This window comes from Dyadobacter sp., assembly GCF_017744695.1.
Lineage (GTDB): Bacteria > Bacteroidota > Bacteroidia > Cytophagales > Spirosomataceae > Dyadobacter.
Genome location: NZ_JAGIAS010000009.1, coordinates 85140 through 101935, shown reverse-complemented (window position 1 = coordinate 101935; position 16796 = coordinate 85140). Strand labels below are relative to the sequence as shown.

15 protein-coding genes are annotated in these 16796 nt (G+C 50.0%); 11 read left to right on the top strand and 4 right to left on the bottom strand.

What is annotated here, in order from left to right:
- The first annotated feature begins 43 nt into the window (after positions 1-43).
- From J7619_RS27210 to J7619_RS27165, 10 genes are all read left to right on the top strand, one after another.
- On the top strand, positions 44-625 hold the full coding sequence (locus J7619_RS27210) for a 7-carboxy-7-deazaguanine synthase QueE (protein WP_291207079.1): 582 nt from the start codon (positions 44-46) through the stop codon (positions 623-625).
- A complete protein-coding gene (locus J7619_RS27205) occupies positions 625-2553 on the top strand; it encodes an OmpA family protein (RefSeq protein ID WP_291206595.1) in 1929 nt (642 codons plus the stop codon). The genes J7619_RS27210 and J7619_RS27205 overlap by 1 nt, the downstream gene beginning before the upstream one ends.
- Before the next feature lie 175 nt (positions 2554-2728).
- Positions 2729-3691, top strand: a complete 963-nt coding sequence (trxB, locus tag J7619_RS27200; RefSeq protein ID WP_291206592.1) for a thioredoxin-disulfide reductase — start codon at positions 2729-2731, stop codon at positions 3689-3691.
- A gap of 78 nt (positions 3692-3769) precedes the next feature.
- Positions 3770-4843: a M23 family metallopeptidase gene (locus J7619_RS27195; RefSeq protein ID WP_291206589.1), complete on the top strand. Its 1074-nt coding sequence runs from the start codon at positions 3770-3772 to the stop codon at positions 4841-4843.
- 13 nt (positions 4844-4856) lie between these two features.
- Positions 4857-5585 (top strand): bacillithiol biosynthesis deacetylase BshB1, encoded by a 729-nt coding sequence (bshB1, locus tag J7619_RS27190; protein WP_291206586.1) that lies wholly within the window; start codon positions 4857-4859, stop codon positions 5583-5585.
- Between the two features lie 96 nt (positions 5586-5681).
- Positions 5682-6251, top strand: coding sequence for a peptide-methionine (R)-S-oxide reductase MsrB (msrB, locus tag J7619_RS27185; RefSeq protein WP_291206583.1), 570 nt, complete (start codon positions 5682-5684; stop codon positions 6249-6251).
- Between the two features lie 228 nt (positions 6252-6479).
- On the top strand, positions 6480-7682 hold the full coding sequence (locus tag J7619_RS27180; protein ID WP_291206580.1) for a DUF4856 domain-containing protein: 1203 nt from the start codon (positions 6480-6482) through the stop codon (positions 7680-7682).
- Positions 7683-7763: 81 nt separating this feature from the next.
- Positions 7764-8888, top strand: coding sequence for an imelysin family protein (locus tag J7619_RS27175; protein WP_291206577.1), 1125 nt, complete (start codon positions 7764-7766; stop codon positions 8886-8888).
- 9 nt (positions 8889-8897) lie between these two features.
- On the top strand, positions 8898-10247 hold the full coding sequence (locus J7619_RS27170) for an HTTM domain-containing protein (protein ID WP_291206574.1): 1350 nt from the start codon (positions 8898-8900) through the stop codon (positions 10245-10247).
- Positions 10228-12648, top strand: coding sequence for a TonB-dependent receptor domain-containing protein (locus tag J7619_RS27165; protein WP_291206571.1), 2421 nt, complete (start codon positions 10228-10230; stop codon positions 12646-12648). The genes J7619_RS27170 and J7619_RS27165 overlap by 20 nt, the downstream gene beginning before the upstream one ends.
- Positions 12649-12650: 2 nt before the next feature.
- Here J7619_RS27165 and J7619_RS27160 read toward each other — a convergent pair whose 3' ends face one another.
- Genes J7619_RS27160 through J7619_RS27145 form a run of 4 tightly spaced genes read right to left on the bottom strand, consistent with a single transcriptional unit; the run spans position 12651 to position 15099 of the window.
- Entirely contained in the window at positions 12651-13037 is a 387-nt protein-coding gene (locus J7619_RS27160; RefSeq protein WP_291206568.1) for a VOC family protein, read from the bottom strand.
- Positions 13038-13073: 36 nt separating this feature from the next.
- Positions 13074-13772, bottom strand: coding sequence for a hypothetical protein (locus J7619_RS27155; protein ID WP_291206564.1), 699 nt, complete (start codon positions 13770-13772; stop codon positions 13074-13076).
- Positions 13769-14536, bottom strand: coding sequence for an LVIVD repeat-containing protein (locus J7619_RS27150; protein WP_291206561.1), 768 nt, complete (start codon positions 14534-14536; stop codon positions 13769-13771). The genes J7619_RS27155 and J7619_RS27150 overlap by 4 nt, the downstream gene beginning before the upstream one ends.
- Before the next feature lie 23 nt (positions 14537-14559).
- Positions 14560-15099, bottom strand: a complete 540-nt coding sequence (locus tag J7619_RS27145; protein ID WP_291206558.1) for a hypothetical protein — start codon at positions 15097-15099, stop codon at positions 14560-14562.
- A 164-nt stretch (positions 15100-15263) separates the two neighbouring features.
- Here J7619_RS27145 and J7619_RS27140 point away from each other — a divergent pair, with 164 nt between their 5' ends.
- Positions 15264-16253, top strand: a complete 990-nt coding sequence (locus J7619_RS27140; protein WP_291206555.1) for a c-type cytochrome — start codon at positions 15264-15266, stop codon at positions 16251-16253.
- Positions 16254-16796: the final 543 nt, after the last annotated feature.

The window sequence follows — 16796 nt, the reverse complement described above, 5'->3', positions numbered from 1 at the left end:
GCTTACTGAAACTTTGCCCATCGTTACCTCTCAACTTCCGGTGATGGAAGCCTTTTACACCCTGCAGGGTGAAGGCCAGCACAGTGGTCGTGCTGCGTATTTCATCCGCCTCGGCGGCTGTGACGTAGGCTGTCACTGGTGCGACGTGAAGGAGTCGTGGGACGCAAGTATCCACCCTAAATTCGGCGTTGATGCGATTGTGGACGGCGCGTTACAGTTTCCCGGTCGATTGGCAGTAATTACCGGAGGGGAGCCGTTAATGTACAACCTCGACGAGCTCACGGGTGCATTGCGAGCCGCTGGCTTCAAAACCAATATCGAAACCTCGGGCGTGTATGCTTTCACCGGGCATTGGGATTGGGTTTGTTTCTCTCCCAAAAAATTCAAAACACCCCACCCGGACATTTACAAGAATGCCGACGAGCTGAAAGCGATCATTTACAATAAAAGCGATTTCGAGTTCGCAGAAGAACATGCCGCCAAAGTTTCGCCGGACTGCACGCTGCTTCTCCAACCTGAATGGAGTAAGCAGGACGGGATGTTGCCTTTGATAATTGACTATATCAAAGACAATCCCAAATGGAAAATGTCGTTACAAACTCACAAGTTTATGAACATTCCATAATGCACCGGGTTCTTCTTTTCTGTTTCGCGCTAGCCATTATCACCCTCCAAAACGTTTCCGCTCAGGACGTTACATTATCCAGAAAAGCGAGAGAAGTATACGATAAGGCACAAAAGGCATGGCAGGAAAGGAAGCTCCCTGAGGCCACAGAGCTGTTTGAAAAAGTGCTCGAAATTGAGCCGAACAGTTACGATACACATTTACGTCTGGCGCAGGTGTACGAGCTCCAACGAAAGCCGGATCTGATCCGCAAGCATTACTATAAGGCTATCAATCTCAAACCGGACGCACCGCAATCGGCAGCGGCTTTTCAATGGATAGGCCGTGACCATTTCAATGTGCAGCGGTATGATTCAGCTCAATTTTATTTCGAAAAAGCATTCGCATTGTTTCCTGCCAGGTCCAGCCTGGGCAGGTTAGCGGAAAAATCGGTCGCATCTGCCCGTTTTGCGCAGCAGGCCGTTAAAAACCCGCTTCCTATTGAGAAAAAATCAATGGGAGATACGGTAAACTTTCTGGGAACTCAATATTTCCCGGTAATGACCGCCGATGATGAGACGCTGATATTCACCGGCCTGACCGCTAACCGCGACGAAAACATCTACTTCACACGGCGAATAAAAGGCGGCCCGGCTGACCGCAGCCCGGCTGACCGTTGGGATGTACCCGAGGAAATCTCCAAAAACATTAATACGACCAACAACGAAGGGACCTGTACGGTTTCTGCCGATGGCCGCACGCTTGTTTTCACAGCCTGCAACCGCCCCGATGGCCTTGGCAGCTGTGATTTGTACATTTCTCATAAAGTGGGAAAAGAATGGAGCCAACCAGTGAACCTGGGACAAGAGGTTAACTCCCGTGAGTGGGAGTCACAACCCTCTCTGTCGGCCGATGGACATACCCTCTACTTCGCATCCGACCGGAAAGGCGGCGTGGGAAAACGCGACATTTGGGTAACGCACCTGGACGACAAGAAACAGTGGACCGCCCCGAAAAACCTTGGCCCGGGCATTAATACGCCCGATGACGAGAATGCCCCTTTTATTCATGCCAATGGCCGTACGTTGTTTTACTCTTCCAACGGTCTGGCGGGAATGGGTGGTTTCGATATTTTTATCACCCAAAAAACAGACACGATATGGGCAGCGCCTGCGAATATTGGCTACCCAATCAACACCGTTTCCGATCAGGTAGGACTTTTTATAGCCTCCAACGGCGAAAATGCCTACTATACTGATGATAACACCGAAAAGGGCGGCGGACGCTCGCTGCTATATACCTTCCGCGTGCCGGAGTCGCTGCAAAAGCTCATCACGCCTACGCGCTATGCGAAGGGTAAGGTGTTTGATAAAAAAACGGGTACGGTACTGGCTTCCGATATTGATCTTTTTGACCTGAAAACCCAGACCAAGGTAGGCTCTTTCACTTCCGACAGCCAGAATGGCTCGTTTTTGGCGGTTTTAAATAGCGGAGGTGAATATGCTTTCTTTGTGTCAAGGCCAGGGTATCTGTTCAAAAGCCTTTCATTTTCAGTCGATAAAGATCAATCGTTTGTAGACCTTGAAATCCCGCTGGAAGCCATTGAAAAGGACCGCGCGGAGGTTTTGAACAATATTTTCTTTAAAACCGGGGAATATATCCTGGACGACAAATCGAAAGTGGAGCTCGACAAGCTGAGCGACTTTTTGCATAAAAACAAAAACATTAAAATTGAAATATCCGGCCACACCGACGACGTGGGTTCGGACACCGAGAACATGGCCCTCTCGCAACGCCGGGCGCAGTCGGTACAATATTATCTGCAACAGTCGGGAATTGCGGCCGACCGGATTTTGGCCAAAGGTTATGGCGAAACAAAACCCATGGCGCCCAATGATTCCGATGAGAACCGGCAAAAAAACCGAAGGATCGAGTGGCGCATCCTTTAAACGCATTTGCATAACGGGCTGAAATTTTGCACTTTTGTCAGTCTGCCTGTGTTGTACCAACAGGTACAATAAGGGTAAATTCAAGTTCACACACGCGTATTTGCCTTGTCTGGCACCGCTGGAATTTCCAGCCAAAACGTAGAACATTCGTCATTAACAGTAGTTTTATATTAACATGTCATCCGAGAAAGTCTCTTGCTTAATAATTGGCTCCGGCCCTGCCGGTTACACAGCCGCCATATATGCGTCCCGCGCGGGATTGAATCCTGTACTTTACCAAGGTGCCCAGCCGGGTGGCCAGCTGACAATCACCACAGAAGTTGACAACTACCCGGGCTATCCCGATGGCATTACGGGACCCGAAATGATGATCAATTTCGAAAAACAGGCCAAACGTTTCGGCACCGATGTCCGTTACGGCCTGGCTACTTCGGTTGATTTCACCGGCTATCCGCATAAAGTAATCATCGACAATAAGCACGAAATCACTGCCGACGCGGTCATTATTTCAACAGGTGCTTCTGCCAAATGGCTTGGCCTTGAAGGCGAAGAACGTTTGAACGGACGCGGGGTATCTGCCTGCGCGGTGTGCGACGGTTTCTTCTTCCGTGGTCAGGACGTGGTGGTGGTAGGTGCCGGCGATACAGCTGCCGAGGAAGCCAGCTATTTGGCCAAACTTTGCCGCAAAGTATACCTGCTGGTGCGCCGCGACGAAATGCGCGCGTCGAAGATCATGCAGAAACGTTTGGAAACATTGCCAAATATCGAAATCCTCTGGAATACCGAAACCGTGAAGCTGAACGGTGAAGAAGGACTTGAATCGGTATTGGTTAAAAATAATAAAACGGGCGAGGAGCAACTTTTGGAAGCAACTGGTTTCTTTGTTGCGATTGGCCACAAACCAAACACGGATATTTTCAAAGGCTATGTCCACATGGACGAAACCGGATATATCCAAACTGTTAAAGGGACCTCTCTGACCAACATCAAGGGCGTATTTGCCTGCGGTGACGCACAGGATAATGTTTACCGCCAGGCAATCACCGCTGCGGGAACAGGCTGTATGGCGGCGTTGGATGCTGAGCGATTCCTCGTAGAGCGGGAAGTGGACGTTATTATCGAAGAAGAAACAGCTTAAATCAATCGCACAACCCCTAAAAGGATCAGGCTACGCTGAATAATAAGCACCAGCGTAGTCTGATTTGGTATTATACTTATGAAAGTAAAGCTTATTGTCTGTTTGCTAATGGCCGTGTGTCTGATCTCCTGGAACACGCAAGCGCAAGAGCGAGGAAAATTCCGAAAAAATCCCAAGATCAACCAGTCGGGCAATAATGCCAACGAGGGCCCGACGACCAAAGCACCTCCTCAGCCCGAGGACGAATATGAGGTAGAAACCTCCAACCTGAAATTCCAGAGCCAGTTCGAGCCGGTCAAGCCGCTGAACCCCGTCGTGAATGAAGATACTGCCACCATTGACGAAGGGGAAACCGAAGTAGTGATCGCCGAAGATTCTGTGCTTGTTGCGGATGAATGGGTAAAGGCAGCTGAATATTACGTGATCTGGGATGCCCGCACGATCAACCCCTACGGCCTGAAACCGGAAGATTTCGATGAGCCCGTAGACCTCAAATTGTATGACCAGGCCGCCAACCGCATGTGGTCGGCGCCGATGGAACGTACGCCGGTTACCTCCCACTTTGCCTACCGTTGGGGCCGCTGGCACAATGGTACTGACCTGGACCTGGAAACGGGTGACTCGGTAAGAAGTACTTACGATGGCATGGTCCGGATCGTGGCGTGGGATGGCAGCGGATATGGCCGTTTTGTGGTGGTAAGGCACTACAATGGCCTGGAAACGCTGTACGGTCACCTTTCCAAACAAATGGTAGAATCGGGTCAATTGGTGAAAGCCGGTGAAGTGATCGGTTTGGGGGGAAATACCGGCCGCAGCTCAGGCTCCCATTTGCATTACGAAAACCGCTATGAAGGGAACCCGTTCGATCCCGAACATATTTTTGACTGGCCAGGCGCAGCCATTAAGTCTGACCACTTCCTGCTGACTAGCGCGGCATGGAGCCACATCCGTGGCAAATCGACCAAAAGCGAATTTGAAGCGGGTGACGCCCCCAAGGCCTACTCCCGTTCTATTCTGCACAAGGTGCGCTCAGGTGATACACTGGGCTCTATTGCTTCGCGTTACGGCGTAAGCATTTCATCGATTGCACGTAAAAACCGCATGTCCACCCGCACCACACTGCGGATCGGACAGAAACTGCGCATCAAATAATCCCGAAACCATCATGAAATTAGATATTCTTGCCATCACAGCTCACCCCGACGACGTAGAGCTGTGCTGCGCCGGCACATTGCTCGCTCAAATCGCGCTGGGTAAAAAAGTGGGTATTGTTGACCTGACAAGAGGCGAACTGGGTACCCGCGGTACACCCGAAGGCCGCATTCAGGAAGGCATCGACGCCGCCCGCATTCTTGGCGTGGAAGTACGCGAAAATGTAGGCCTGGCCGATGGTTTTTTCAAAAACGACGAAGCGCACCAAAAAGCGATCATTCCATTTATCCGTAAATACCGCCCTGAAATCGTCATTACCAATGCAATCGACGACCGTCACCCCGATCACGGCCGCGGCGGGGCACTTGTCGCCGAAGCCAGCTTCTATTCGGGCTTGCGCATGGTCAAAACTTACGACGAAAAGGGTAACGAGCAGGAGGCATGGCGTCCGAAACAGGTGTTCCATTCTATCCAGGACCGGTACATTACCCCGGATTTCATCGTCGACATAACCGATTTCCACGACAAAAAGGTGGAAGCTATAAAGGCTTTCAAAAGTCAGTTTCACGTACCCGAATATAAAGTTGAAGGCGAGCCGCAGAGCTACATTTCGTCGCCGGAGTTCCTGGAATTCATTATCGCGCGTGCACAAGAAATGGGCCACGCGATCGGCGTGAAATACGGCGAAGGCTTCACCACCGCCCGTAAGCTGGGCGTGCGCGACCTGTCGGTGTTCATCTGAGGCGCGTTGTGATACTTTTGTTATAAAATTCGGGGAATTTGTTTGACCCGTGCGAGCGTTTTAATCGTATATCTTGAAAAAACAGATGATAAACGCATGAAAAACTTCATTATGGCCGCCATCGCCGGTGTGTTTGCCCTTACATTGCAAAACTGCTACGGGCAATCCTCCTCTGGCCAGAGCAAACCAGCCGAGAAAGCACCCGAATACTCGCATACCGAAACCGCGCCTGTCAAAAAAAGCAACGACGACTGGCAGAAGGTCCTGTCGCCAGAAGTGTATCGCGTGGCACGCCTGAAAGGCACCGAACGCCCGTTCACCAGCGAGTACGAGCATTCGAAAGAGATCGGCACGTTCTACTGCGCCGTTTGTGGTAACCCGCTATTCAAAAGCGACGCCAAGTACGAAAGCGGCTGCGGCTGGCCGAGCTTCTTTGAGCCGATCAGTAAGAAATCCATCATAGAAGCTGCGGACAACAGTCTGGGAATGCACCGCATCGAAGTTATGTGTGGCCGCTGCAAATCGCATTTAGGGCATGTTTTCGACGATGGTCCTCCCCCTACCGGCCTGCGGTATTGTATCAACGGCGTAGTACTGGATTTTGAAAAAGCCAAAACGGCCGAGAAGAAATATAACAGCAGGAAGAAACCGGAAACAGGCAGCTGAGCGCCACGCTCGCTGAGATTTATCAACGAAAATTCCCTGCTGAATGTAAGCTAACAAGCTCGCATTCAGCAGGGAATTTTCTTTTTATTGATACACCCAAAAAGTTTTTGCCTTCATTTCTTTCATAATTTGTTCCAATTCTAAATAATCTTTATGTTTGCAGCGATTTATAATCAATCTAAATAAATCTTTACAGTTACATCCCCAACAAAAACGCTTACTGGATAAATGCTACACTACAATTTCAAGTTGCGGGCTATATTGTTCGCCTCTGTCGCTGCATTCGGACTTGTTTCCTGCTCAGATGACGACGAGCCTACACCTCCTGCGCAGCAAGACCTTCGCACCAAGATCGACTATGCGAAAGTAACGCCCACGACACCTTATAAAGCCCTTTTTATCGATACCAAAGGTGATACCACGGCAGACTTGAAATCCGGAGTTGATCGGTACAGGATGTTCCAGGCATTGAATTATTACCTGGGCAGCGCGGTGCGTGATTCGGCCACGCTCGATGCAACTGTTATGAAAAACATGTTTGCGAATACTGGTAACCCGTTCAAAGATATCAAATCAGGGGCGATCCAGGTGGTAGGTGCCGATTTGAATGCATCAGGCGTACAACTTCGCAACCTGACGGCTTCTTCGAGAACATCGGCGGACAAGGACCGTGAAGCACTGGAAGGCTATTTCGGTGAAATGGCCGAGATCAGCAAGTCGGTGAAAGAGACCGCAGCCAAAGGCAAAGCCGGTAAGCTGGGAACTTACCTGGTGACTTCAAGAGGTATCGAAATCGCGCAAATCATCCAGAAAGGCCTTATTGGCGCGTTGCAGCTTGATTATATCGGCAATGTGGTAATGGACAAAGGCCTTGAAGCCGACAACACCACCCTGGTTTCGGGCAAAAAATATACCGCACTTGAACACAATTGGGATGAAGCTTTCGGCTTGCTTACGCCAAACCCTATTTTCCTAGAAGGTGCAACCGACGCTGCAAAGGGCGCCAAAGCGACCGAATCGTTCCTGGGCTCGTATATCTGGGAATACAACAAGGCTTCTTATGCCAAAATCCACACTGCATTTGTAAAAGGCCGCGTAGCCATCGTAAACAACGATAAGGCTGAGCTTAAAACACAGGCTACTTTCATCCGTACGGAAATGGAGAAAGCTATCGCTTCGGCGGCATTGGGTTATTTGGCGAAATGGAAAAGTGGAACGACCGATGCAGCCCGCGCACACGCCATCGGTGAAGGCCTTGGCTTTATTTACTCGTTGCGTTACTGCACCATCAACGGTGCCGACTCGAACTTCTCCGACACGATCCTGCTGGGCCTGATCGGACCGGCATCGCCGAACCAGTTCTGGGATTTGACCAATGACAAAGTAAATGCCGCAGCCGACGCAATTACGAAGAAATTCAAGCTTCAATAACACATATTATCTCTTTTCAAGTGGGTGGATCGGCATTTAGCCGGTCCACCATTTGTCGTTTTAAATCTAACCTCTGATAGAATGAAAAAGTACTTCGCGCTCCTGCTGACAATGCTTTTCCTCGGCTGTTCGGGCGGAAGCGATAAGCCCGACCCTCAACCTACCGACGAAGGAAAAGACCGGTCGGTAATGCTCAAAGCCCTGGCCGAAAACATTATCATCCCTTCCTACGATCAGTTCAAGATCAAGTTTGACCTGATGTCGGAAAAATCAAAAGCATTCACTGCCAAGCCCGATGCCCAGACGCTCGGAGAGTTTCGCAGCGCGTGGGCGGGTGCATATGTAGCGTGGGAGCGCGTCGAACTGTTTGACTTCGGACCCGGGGAAAAACAAACTGTCCGGAATTTCTTCAACATCTACCCAGCCAGCGAGACGGCCATTGCGGCCAATATTGCTGACCCTGCATCGAGCCTCGAAGTACCGGCTTCTTATGCCACCCAGGGCTTTCCCGCGCTCGATTACCTGCTCAACGGCATTGGCGCTGACGATGCGGCTATTCTTGCGCATTACACGACCGATAAAGATGCTGCCAAAAAGCTCGCCTACATTACCCGCGTTATCGCCAGGATGGAGTCCTTGCTGGGGAAGGTGATGGGCGAATGGAAGGGTGATTACCTCAACACGTTTATCAGCAAAACCGGCCTTGACATTGGTTCGTCGACCTCTCTGATGGTCAATGCTACTGTGCTGCATTATGAGCGCTACATCCGCTCGGGCAAATTCGGGATTCCTTCCGGCGCGATGGCCAGCGGCATTCCTGCCCCCGAAAAAGTAGAGGCATTTTACAAAAAAGATATTTCAAAGACCCTTGCCCAGACAGCACACAAAGCCTATGTTGATTTCTTCAATGGCAGGTACGCGGTAACCGGAGAAGCCGGGCCAGGTCTTAAAACCTACCTGGATGCATTGGGGGCCAAAGACAGCAGCACAGGCAAATTGCTCAGTGAAAGTATCAATGCGCAGTTCCAGGCAGCTGCTGCCAGGCTCGACGCATTGAAACCCAACTTGTACGAAGAAGTCAAAACCAATAATCAGGTGATGAAAGACACATACAGCGAAATGCAAAAGGCCGTACGGATGCTGAAAGTGGACATGACCTCCGCTATGAGCATTACTATCACTTACACCGACAACGACGGGGATTAGTAGGACACCATGCGGGCATATCTGCAAAAATATACCTCAGCGGCTCCCCTGGCTGTATTCAGGGCCATTTTCGGACTGATGCTGATGATCAGCACAGCCCGTTTTGTGGCTTTGGGTTGGGTCAGGGAGCTGTATATCAACCCGCAGTTCTTTTTCTCCTTTTATGGTTTCGGGTTTGTCAAGCCGCTTGGCGAGTGGACTTATCTCCTGTTCGCGGTCTGTGGCGTTTCGGCATTGCTTGTTTCGATCGGCTGGTATTACCGGCTGGCCTCGATCGCGCTTTTCCTAAGCTTCACCTACATCGAGCTCATGGACAAGAGCACTTATCTAAACCATTATTATTTTGTGAGCCTGCTTTGCTTTATGCTCATCTTCCTGCCTGCAAACACGATGTTCTCCGTTGATGCGCGTCGCAATGAAGCCGCGCACGCCGGACAAATCCCCGCCTGGTGCATCGACTGCGTCCGCGTGCTTGTTTGCATGCTGTATTTCTACGCCGGCATCGCAAAGCTCAATAGCGACTGGCTTTTGCAAGCATTGCCATTGAAAATATGGTTGCCTGCCAAGAACGACACGCCCGTTATCGGCAGCTTGTTCAATCACCTTGAAACCGCCTACGTTTTTAGCTGGATAGGATGCATGTACGATCTGAGCGTCGGGTTTCTGCTGTGGAACCGCCGGACGAGACCATTTGCCTATGCCTCGGTGGTAGTGTTCCATCTACTAACTTCACTGCTTTTTCCGATCGGCATGTTCCCTTACATCATGATCGTGACTGCACTTGTATTTTTCCCGGCTGAATTTCATCAAAAACTGATCAATCGGGTTGGACGCCTGCTCGGACGGCCTGCGATCATTACAAAGCCGGCGGGACGTTACCGATACCCGGCATTGGTACAACCGGCCGTTTACGCTGTTTTTACAGTTTTCTTCGTATTCCAAATCGCTTTCCCGTTCCGGTACCTGCTCTACCCCGACGAGCTGTTTTGGACCGAGGAAGGTTACCGGTTTTCGTGGAGGGTTATGTTGATGGAGAAAGCGGGGTATACTCAGTTTACCGTCACGGACGCCAATGGAAAACGGCAGACTGTCAACAACAATGATTTTCTTACGCGCTTGCAGGAAAAAATGATGTCGACCCAGCCCGATATGATCCTGCAATACGCGCATATGCTGCGCGACCATTACGCTGCGCGCGGCTTCGTGCAACCACACGTGTACGTAGATTCGTATGTAGCCCTGAACGGCCGCACCGGCAGGCCCTTGATCGCCCCCGACGTGGACCTGTCCCGGCAATGCGACTCGTTCCGACACAAATCCTGGATTACCCCATTTAACAATGAAATTAAAGGTCTTTAAATTTTTACCCCTCCTGCTGCTAATCAGTAGTATTGCTTTGGCTCAAACAAGGTTATCGGGCCACATTTTTTCCAAATCCGACACCAGTGCCATCAAAGGTTGCACTATCTCTTTAAGCGAAAACCTCACCACCGTCACCGATGAGGAAGGTAAGTTTATTTTCGAGTCCGTCCCGAACGGTAACTACACGCTGCAAACAACGCTATCGGGTTACCGTATCGAGAAAAAGCAATTCAATGCCCGCGGGAAGGACCTGCATTTCAAGCTTTACCTTACCTCGTCTGAACAAAACCTCGATGAGTTGACCGTGAAGGAAAAAGCGGCGGATTTTGGGTTCTCGCGGCTTCGCGGTGTGGAAAGCATGGGCATTTACGAGGGCAAAAAATCGGAAGTGATTACCCCGGAACAGCTGGTAGCTAATTTATCGACCAATAATGCGCGGCAGGTGTACTCCCGTGTAGCAGGGCTCAATATATGGGAAAACGAGGGTGGCGGCTTGCAGCTCAATATCGGCGGGCGCGGCCTGGATCCCAACCGGACGGCCAATTTCAATGTGCGGCAGAACGGCCACGACATCAGCGCAGACGCGCTGGGCTACCCCGAAAGCTACTATACCCCCCCTATTGAGGCGGTCGGCAAGATCCAGATCGTGCGCGGCGCGGCTTCGCTGCAATATGGTACGCAATTTGGCGGGCTGATCAATTTTGTGATGAAAAAGCCGGTTCAGGATCGCAAGATAGAGGTCGTAGCACGGCAAAGCGTGGGTTCATTCGGATTTTACAATGCATTTACCAGCGCAAGCGGGACGGTCGGAAAGGTAAGCTACTATACCTTTTTCCAATACAAAAGGGCCGACGGCTGGCGTACGAATTCCCGCTTCAACAATTATACATTTTATACCGACCTGGATTACAAGCTTTCGGATAAAACCACGATCGGCCTCGATATCACACATATGCATTACCTGGCCAAGCAACCTGGCGGACTTTCGGACGCTATGTTTGCCGATAATCCCCGCCAGACCAACCGCGAACGTAACTGGTTTAATGTCAACTGGAATATGGCGGCGGTGCATTTCGACCATCGTTTTAATGCAGGCAACGAGTTCAACCTGCGTGTTTTCGGGCTGGCCGCCAACCGCTATTCGCTCGGTTTCAGACCTAACCGCGTAGCGACTATCGACGACAACAGCGAACGTGACCTGATCAAAGGTGATTTCACCAACTGGGGCGCCGAAGCCCGTTACCTGAAAAGGTATTCTGTTGCCAAGAAAATGTCGGTATTACTCGTGGGCTCGCGCTACTACTATGGATACAACCACAACTTGCAAGGATTGGGCAGCAAAGGAAAGGATGCTGATTTTACGTTCGTAGAACCTGACAGGTTCATTACTTACGACTACCGTTTTCCCAACCGCAACATTGCCCTTTTTGCAGAAAATATATTTTACCTCAACGACAAGCTGTCGATCACGCCCGGCCTGCGTTTTGAATATATCAAAACAACCGCAGACGGCTATTATGGCAACATCGCGCGAGACCTTGCGGGTAATGTCATCAACATCTCCCGGACCGAAGAGTACCGCACCAACGGCCGTCATTTCCTGCTCGCCGGCATCGGGGTTGGATATAAGCCCATCGAAAAGGTTGAGCTTTACGGCAACATATCACAAAACTACCGGTCGATCACCTTCAGCGATATGCGCATTGCGAACCCGTCGTCGGTCATCGATCCGAATTTAAAGGATGAGAAAGGCTATTCGATCGACTTGGGCGTGCGCAGTCATCAAACCTCACTGTTCAATTACGACGTGAGCCTGTTCTACCTGAACTATAACAACCGCATTGGTGAAGTACAGTTTTATGATGAAAGCAACCGTGTGCTACGCCTGAGAAGCAATGTTGGCCAGGCAATTATCATGGGAATTGAATCGTACGCGGAGGCCGATCTGCTCAGGCTCGCACGGCCCGAGCAGACGGTCTGGAGCGGAGTGTTATTCGCAAACGTTGCATTCATTAGATCCGAATACAAACACAGCGAGATTCCCGGAGTGCAAGGTAACCAGGTGGAATTTGTACCTAAAATCAACCTGAAAACCGGTTTGCGATTGGGCTATAAAAAGCTGAAAGGTTCCCTGCAACTTACTCATCTTACCGACCAGTTCTCCGAAGCGACCAATGCGGTCGATGGCGGCGTGTCCTCCGTAGTAGGGCTCATCCCCGCTTACAAGATCCTGGATGTGAGCCTTTCCTATGAGTGGAAACGGTTCAGAGCGGAGGGCAGCATCAACAACCTGACCAACGAAATGTATTTTACCCGCCGGGCAACAGGCTATCCCGGTCCGGGTATCCTGCCATCCGACGGGCGGGGCTTTTACCTGACATTGCAGGTCAAAATCTAGGCTTACGCAACTGGTGCCGAATGCAAGGCAATGCGGTTTCCTTCCGAATCGATGAATGCGGCCATATAGCCGTATTCGGGGCTGATCTGTGTTTTGGGAACGATTACTCTGCCGCCGGCATCTGTTACCCGGTCCAGCACGATCTGGACATCCGGATTCGCATTGAGGTAGATTAATGGGCCTTCGGTGGCGGAAGGCTTATGGAACCCACCGCTGTATACGAGCGCCCCGCCTACCCCTGTCGCCATGTTGTCCACAGGGAACATGCGCATTTTCAGGTTCGGGGTGTCGAGCGGAATGAACTTGATCTGAAAAATCGATTCGTAGAAAGCAGTAGCACGATCCAGGTCGGTGGTTGGTATTTCAAACCAGCTGATAGCATTGTCCATGGTTGTCCGATGTTTAGGGATTGAATGGTAATGTAGTCAATCCCGGCGGTATTTACCTAACAGAATTCCCAAATGAAAACCCATTACAGCACTGGGACGAACATCGGACTCATTCGGGGAAATGCGCTCCCAACTGTCATCAACACCTCGTATATCCGAGTCGGGTATGCCCGGTGAATGTGATGTAGCGAATATATGGCGGAAGCCGATACCGGTAAAAACGTCGAAAACAAACCGGCCGGGGGTAATAAACTGCCACCCAAAACGGACATGCCCCGCCACAACGTTCTTATCAACCCTTACCTGCTGGTTCTGGAAAAAACTACATGGCCCCCAAGGCGACTCACAATCCTTACCCAACCATTGGCTTTCGCGATAGACTACCTTTTTGAATAAGACCTCAGGCCCAACGTAGGCACGCATCCTGCGTTTCTCTACAAAATACCATCTCAAATGCGTCCGGCTTTTGTAAATCTCCTTATCGGGCCGCTGGCTGTTATCGTGATACCAACCATTAAAAGAAGAATTTCCGTACCCCAGGTCCTGTTGCAATGCAAAATCCCCTTTACCCAAAGGTATTTCAACCCCGAATTGAATGGTATTGTCCAGATCAAACATCGGCAGCGGCGAGTATTTGACAATTACGTGCCGTTTGGCAGTTTCGACATCGAACTGCGCGAAGCAGGTGCAAAGCGAACACAATGAAGCGATAATAGTAAGCAGGCTGGTTCTCATAGAACAGGGATCTTGCTGAGGTATTCCAGGCTGTCCGAATCGTCGTATTTGTATTGGTAAAGGCCATCCTTACCCGTCACGATCAACCGGTTGCTGCGTACGATCACATCGTAAGCCGGGACTTCCTGGAAAAGATGCTTTTGAATCGGCACCCTTGGATCGCTGATATCCATCATCCGAAAGCCCTTATCGCCCTCACATACAAAGAGCTTGTTCCCGGACACACCCAATCCGTACGGCGAATCCATGCGGTGACTACCCACCAGTTGCGGTTTGGCAGGGTCGCCGATATCGACTACATCCAGCGAACTGAAAGCGGTGCCCGTCCGGCAGGTCACACCCGCGCGCAACGTCACATAAGCATAGCGCCCCTGCACCACCACCGGATCGCAAGAAAACACGTGTGTGTATTTGGACAACAACACAGGCGCATTGGGTTTAGTATTATCATAAATGTACATGCCGTCCATCGCGCCGATAAACAGGTTCTTCTGGTATGGGAAAATCGTTTCGATGCCAAAACCCATATTATTGGTTATCGCTTTGGTGGGATTTGCAGCATCATTGATGTCGTACACTTCCAGAGATTGTTTTGAGACGATATACAACGTGTTATCGGTAATTGCGAACCTTGCCATCGAACCACCGGCTCCGGTTTGCGGGCTGGGTCCCGAGTCAGCTTTACCATCATCGCATGCATTTAGCAGCAGCATCAGGCCGATCGCCGCAAGCCCAAGGAATAAAAGAGGTATCAACTTTTTCATAGCTAATCAATATCGTTCAGTGATTACCGGTAACATTTGGGTTGCTTTGCCATATCCACTTTTTCCCAATCCACTACGACGCCTTTTTTCTCGTCGGCGCATTCAAAATAGATCCCTTGCAAAGGCGGGTAATTATGCACGGGAATGGCATTGGGAATGCTTTTCACAACTTTCGGGACTTTCGGATCACCAATGTCTATCACCAGCAGGTTGGAGAAGTTGTCGGCATACAGCCAATTGTCCTTCACGGCGATGTCATAATTGCCTAAAATGGAGACGAATGAAAGATTTTCCGGCTTTTTAGGATCGGTATTGTCGATGATGTGAATGCCCTTGCCGAGCTCATTGATGAAAAGATACCGGTCGAACGTATAGATTTTCCCCGGCGTTTTGAGCGCCTGTGCCGCCTGAACTTCCACTTTGGATATCTCTTCGGGATTTTTGTAAACCGGCCGGTAACCCGTGCCATTGAATTTCACATTGCCGACAAAGGGTTCAGAATCCCTGGGATAGCACGAGAGCATCAGCAATGCGAGACAGCTTGCAAATAAAGTTCTTTTCATGGCCATGACCGGATTGAATTTTGAGTTTTAGACACCATGTTGCATTTAAACGTTGCAACCCTGCCCTTCAAGTTTCGCTAAATAACTAAGTATTTGAGCTTTACGGGAATTATCGTACCTTATGATCAATCCTCACATTCACCATCTACTGTCACCCCTCTGTTATGAAAAAGCTCTTTAAAATCGTGGGCATTCTCCTTTTGATGCTCATTCTCGCCGCCGGCGCGGCTGCTACCTATGTAAAAACTGCGCTTCCCGATGTCGGCGAAGCTCCTGTTCTTTCGGTGGAAAGAACGCCCGAACGCATCGAACGAGGAAAGTATCTTGCCAATCACGTCGCAGTCTGCGTGGATTGCCACAGTACCCGTGACTGGACGCTGTTTTCAGCCCCGCTGGCCGCCGGCAATTTCGGCGGCGGAGGCGAGCTTTTCAGCCGTGATATGGGTTTTCCGGGCGTGTTTTATGCCAGAAATATTACTCCGTATGGAATCGGCAAATGGACCGACGGCGAGGTCTTCCGCGCCATCACCACCGGTACCAGCAAAGATGGTCAGGCGCTGTTCCCGATTATGCCCTACCGGAATTACGGCCAGCTCGACCAGGAAGATATTTACAGCCTCATCGCGTACGTACGTACCCTCGCGCCAGTGAAGCACGACATAGCCGCCCCTGAATATGACTTCCCTGTCAATATCCTGATCAACACAATGCCTGCCAAAGCCAATCTTACCAAGCGCCCGTCGGAAACCGACCAGATTGCCTATGGCCGCTATGTGGCCACGGCGGCAAGCTGCATAGAATGCCACAGCAAGCGCGAGAAAGGCGAAAAAGTACCCGGAACAGAGTTTGGTGGCGGAATGGAATTTATCATGCCAAATGGTATTACCACCTCGGCAAATATTTCGCCCGACAAGACCAACGGCATCGGTACCTGGACGGCCGATGTATTCGTGCAGCGCTTCAAACCCTACGCCGATTCGAGCTACAAGCCATACAAGGTTGCATCAAATGAAATGAATACGCCAATGCCCTGGACGATGTACGCGGGGATGAAAGAAGGCGACCTACGCGCGATTTTCGCGTATTTGCAAACCGTGAAGCCGCAGAGCAACAAGGTGGTTAAATTTCGGCCGAAACTGGCTAGCGCAGATTAGAAACAAAAATGGGGATCTGCATGCCGCAAGATCCCCTTCATTATATCGTTGAGTAAAATCGAAAGCAAAATAGTGACCTAATTCGAAGGTTAATAGTAATTTCTATTACATTCTACAACATAATTACCTACCGGTTAGCAGTGTAAAAGTCTTTCAAAACCTCTCCACGACCGCAATTCATCTGGAATACTTATATGTAGAATTAATATTACAACATCTTTCTATTTAGCGATCAATACCCGGCTACAAATACTACACTGTCACATCCGGCGGCCTAACCTTCGCACCAGTTTGCGTATATGCAATAACGTGTCAATTTGCACTATTCTAATTGACGCTAACTTGCCCCTTATCCTATTCATTATCAACAATTACCTTATAAACAACTCGAATTCAATTCAATGAGGTGTCGCCGAATATTCTCTTACGAGAAAAATAAAACTATCCTATCTATTAATATAACTATTTAAATAACTAGTCTGATTAAAAGTATATACTTGATCTATGATTTGTGATAGTAAACTTTGTTATATAGTTTCAACT

Excerpts from the sequence above, each read along its gene's own strand:
- J7619_RS27140 (WP_291206555.1), top strand. The coding sequence starts at position 15,264 with ATGAAAAAGCTCTTTAAAATCGTGGGCATTCTCCTTTTGATGCTCATT.
- J7619_RS27170 (WP_291206574.1), top strand. The coding sequence starts at position 8,898 with ATGCGGGCATATCTGCAAAAATATACCTCAGCGGCTCCCCTGGCTGTA.
- J7619_RS27195 (WP_291206589.1), top strand. The coding sequence starts at position 3,770 with ATGAAAGTAAAGCTTATTGTCTGTTTGCTAATGGCCGTGTGTCTGATC.
- J7619_RS27160 (WP_291206568.1), bottom strand. The coding sequence starts at position 13,037 with ATGGACAATGCTATCAGCTGGTTTGAAATACCAACCACCGACCTGGAT.
- J7619_RS27155 (WP_291206564.1), bottom strand. The coding sequence starts at position 13,772 with ATGAGAACCAGCCTGCTTACTATTATCGCTTCATTGTGTTCGCTTTGC.
- J7619_RS27180 (WP_291206580.1), top strand. The coding sequence starts at position 6,480 with ATGCTACACTACAATTTCAAGTTGCGGGCTATATTGTTCGCCTCTGTC.
- J7619_RS27145 (WP_291206558.1), bottom strand. The coding sequence starts at position 15,099 with ATGAAAAGAACTTTATTTGCAAGCTGTCTCGCATTGCTGATGCTCTCG.
- J7619_RS27205 (WP_291206595.1), top strand. The coding sequence starts at position 625 with ATGCACCGGGTTCTTCTTTTCTGTTTCGCGCTAGCCATTATCACCCTC.
- J7619_RS27165 (WP_291206571.1), top strand. The coding sequence starts at position 10,228 with ATGAAATTAAAGGTCTTTAAATTTTTACCCCTCCTGCTGCTAATCAGT.
- J7619_RS27210 (WP_291207079.1), top strand. The coding sequence starts at position 44 with ATGGAAGCCTTTTACACCCTGCAGGGTGAAGGCCAGCACAGTGGTCGT.
- J7619_RS27150 (WP_291206561.1), bottom strand. The coding sequence starts at position 14,536 with ATGAAAAAGTTGATACCTCTTTTATTCCTTGGGCTTGCGGCGATCGGC.
- trxB (WP_291206592.1), top strand. The coding sequence starts at position 2,729 with ATGTCATCCGAGAAAGTCTCTTGCTTAATAATTGGCTCCGGCCCTGCC.
- bshB1 (WP_291206586.1), top strand. The coding sequence starts at position 4,857 with ATGAAATTAGATATTCTTGCCATCACAGCTCACCCCGACGACGTAGAG.
- msrB (WP_291206583.1), top strand. The coding sequence starts at position 5,682 with ATGAAAAACTTCATTATGGCCGCCATCGCCGGTGTGTTTGCCCTTACA.
- J7619_RS27175 (WP_291206577.1), top strand. The coding sequence starts at position 7,764 with ATGAAAAAGTACTTCGCGCTCCTGCTGACAATGCTTTTCCTCGGCTGT.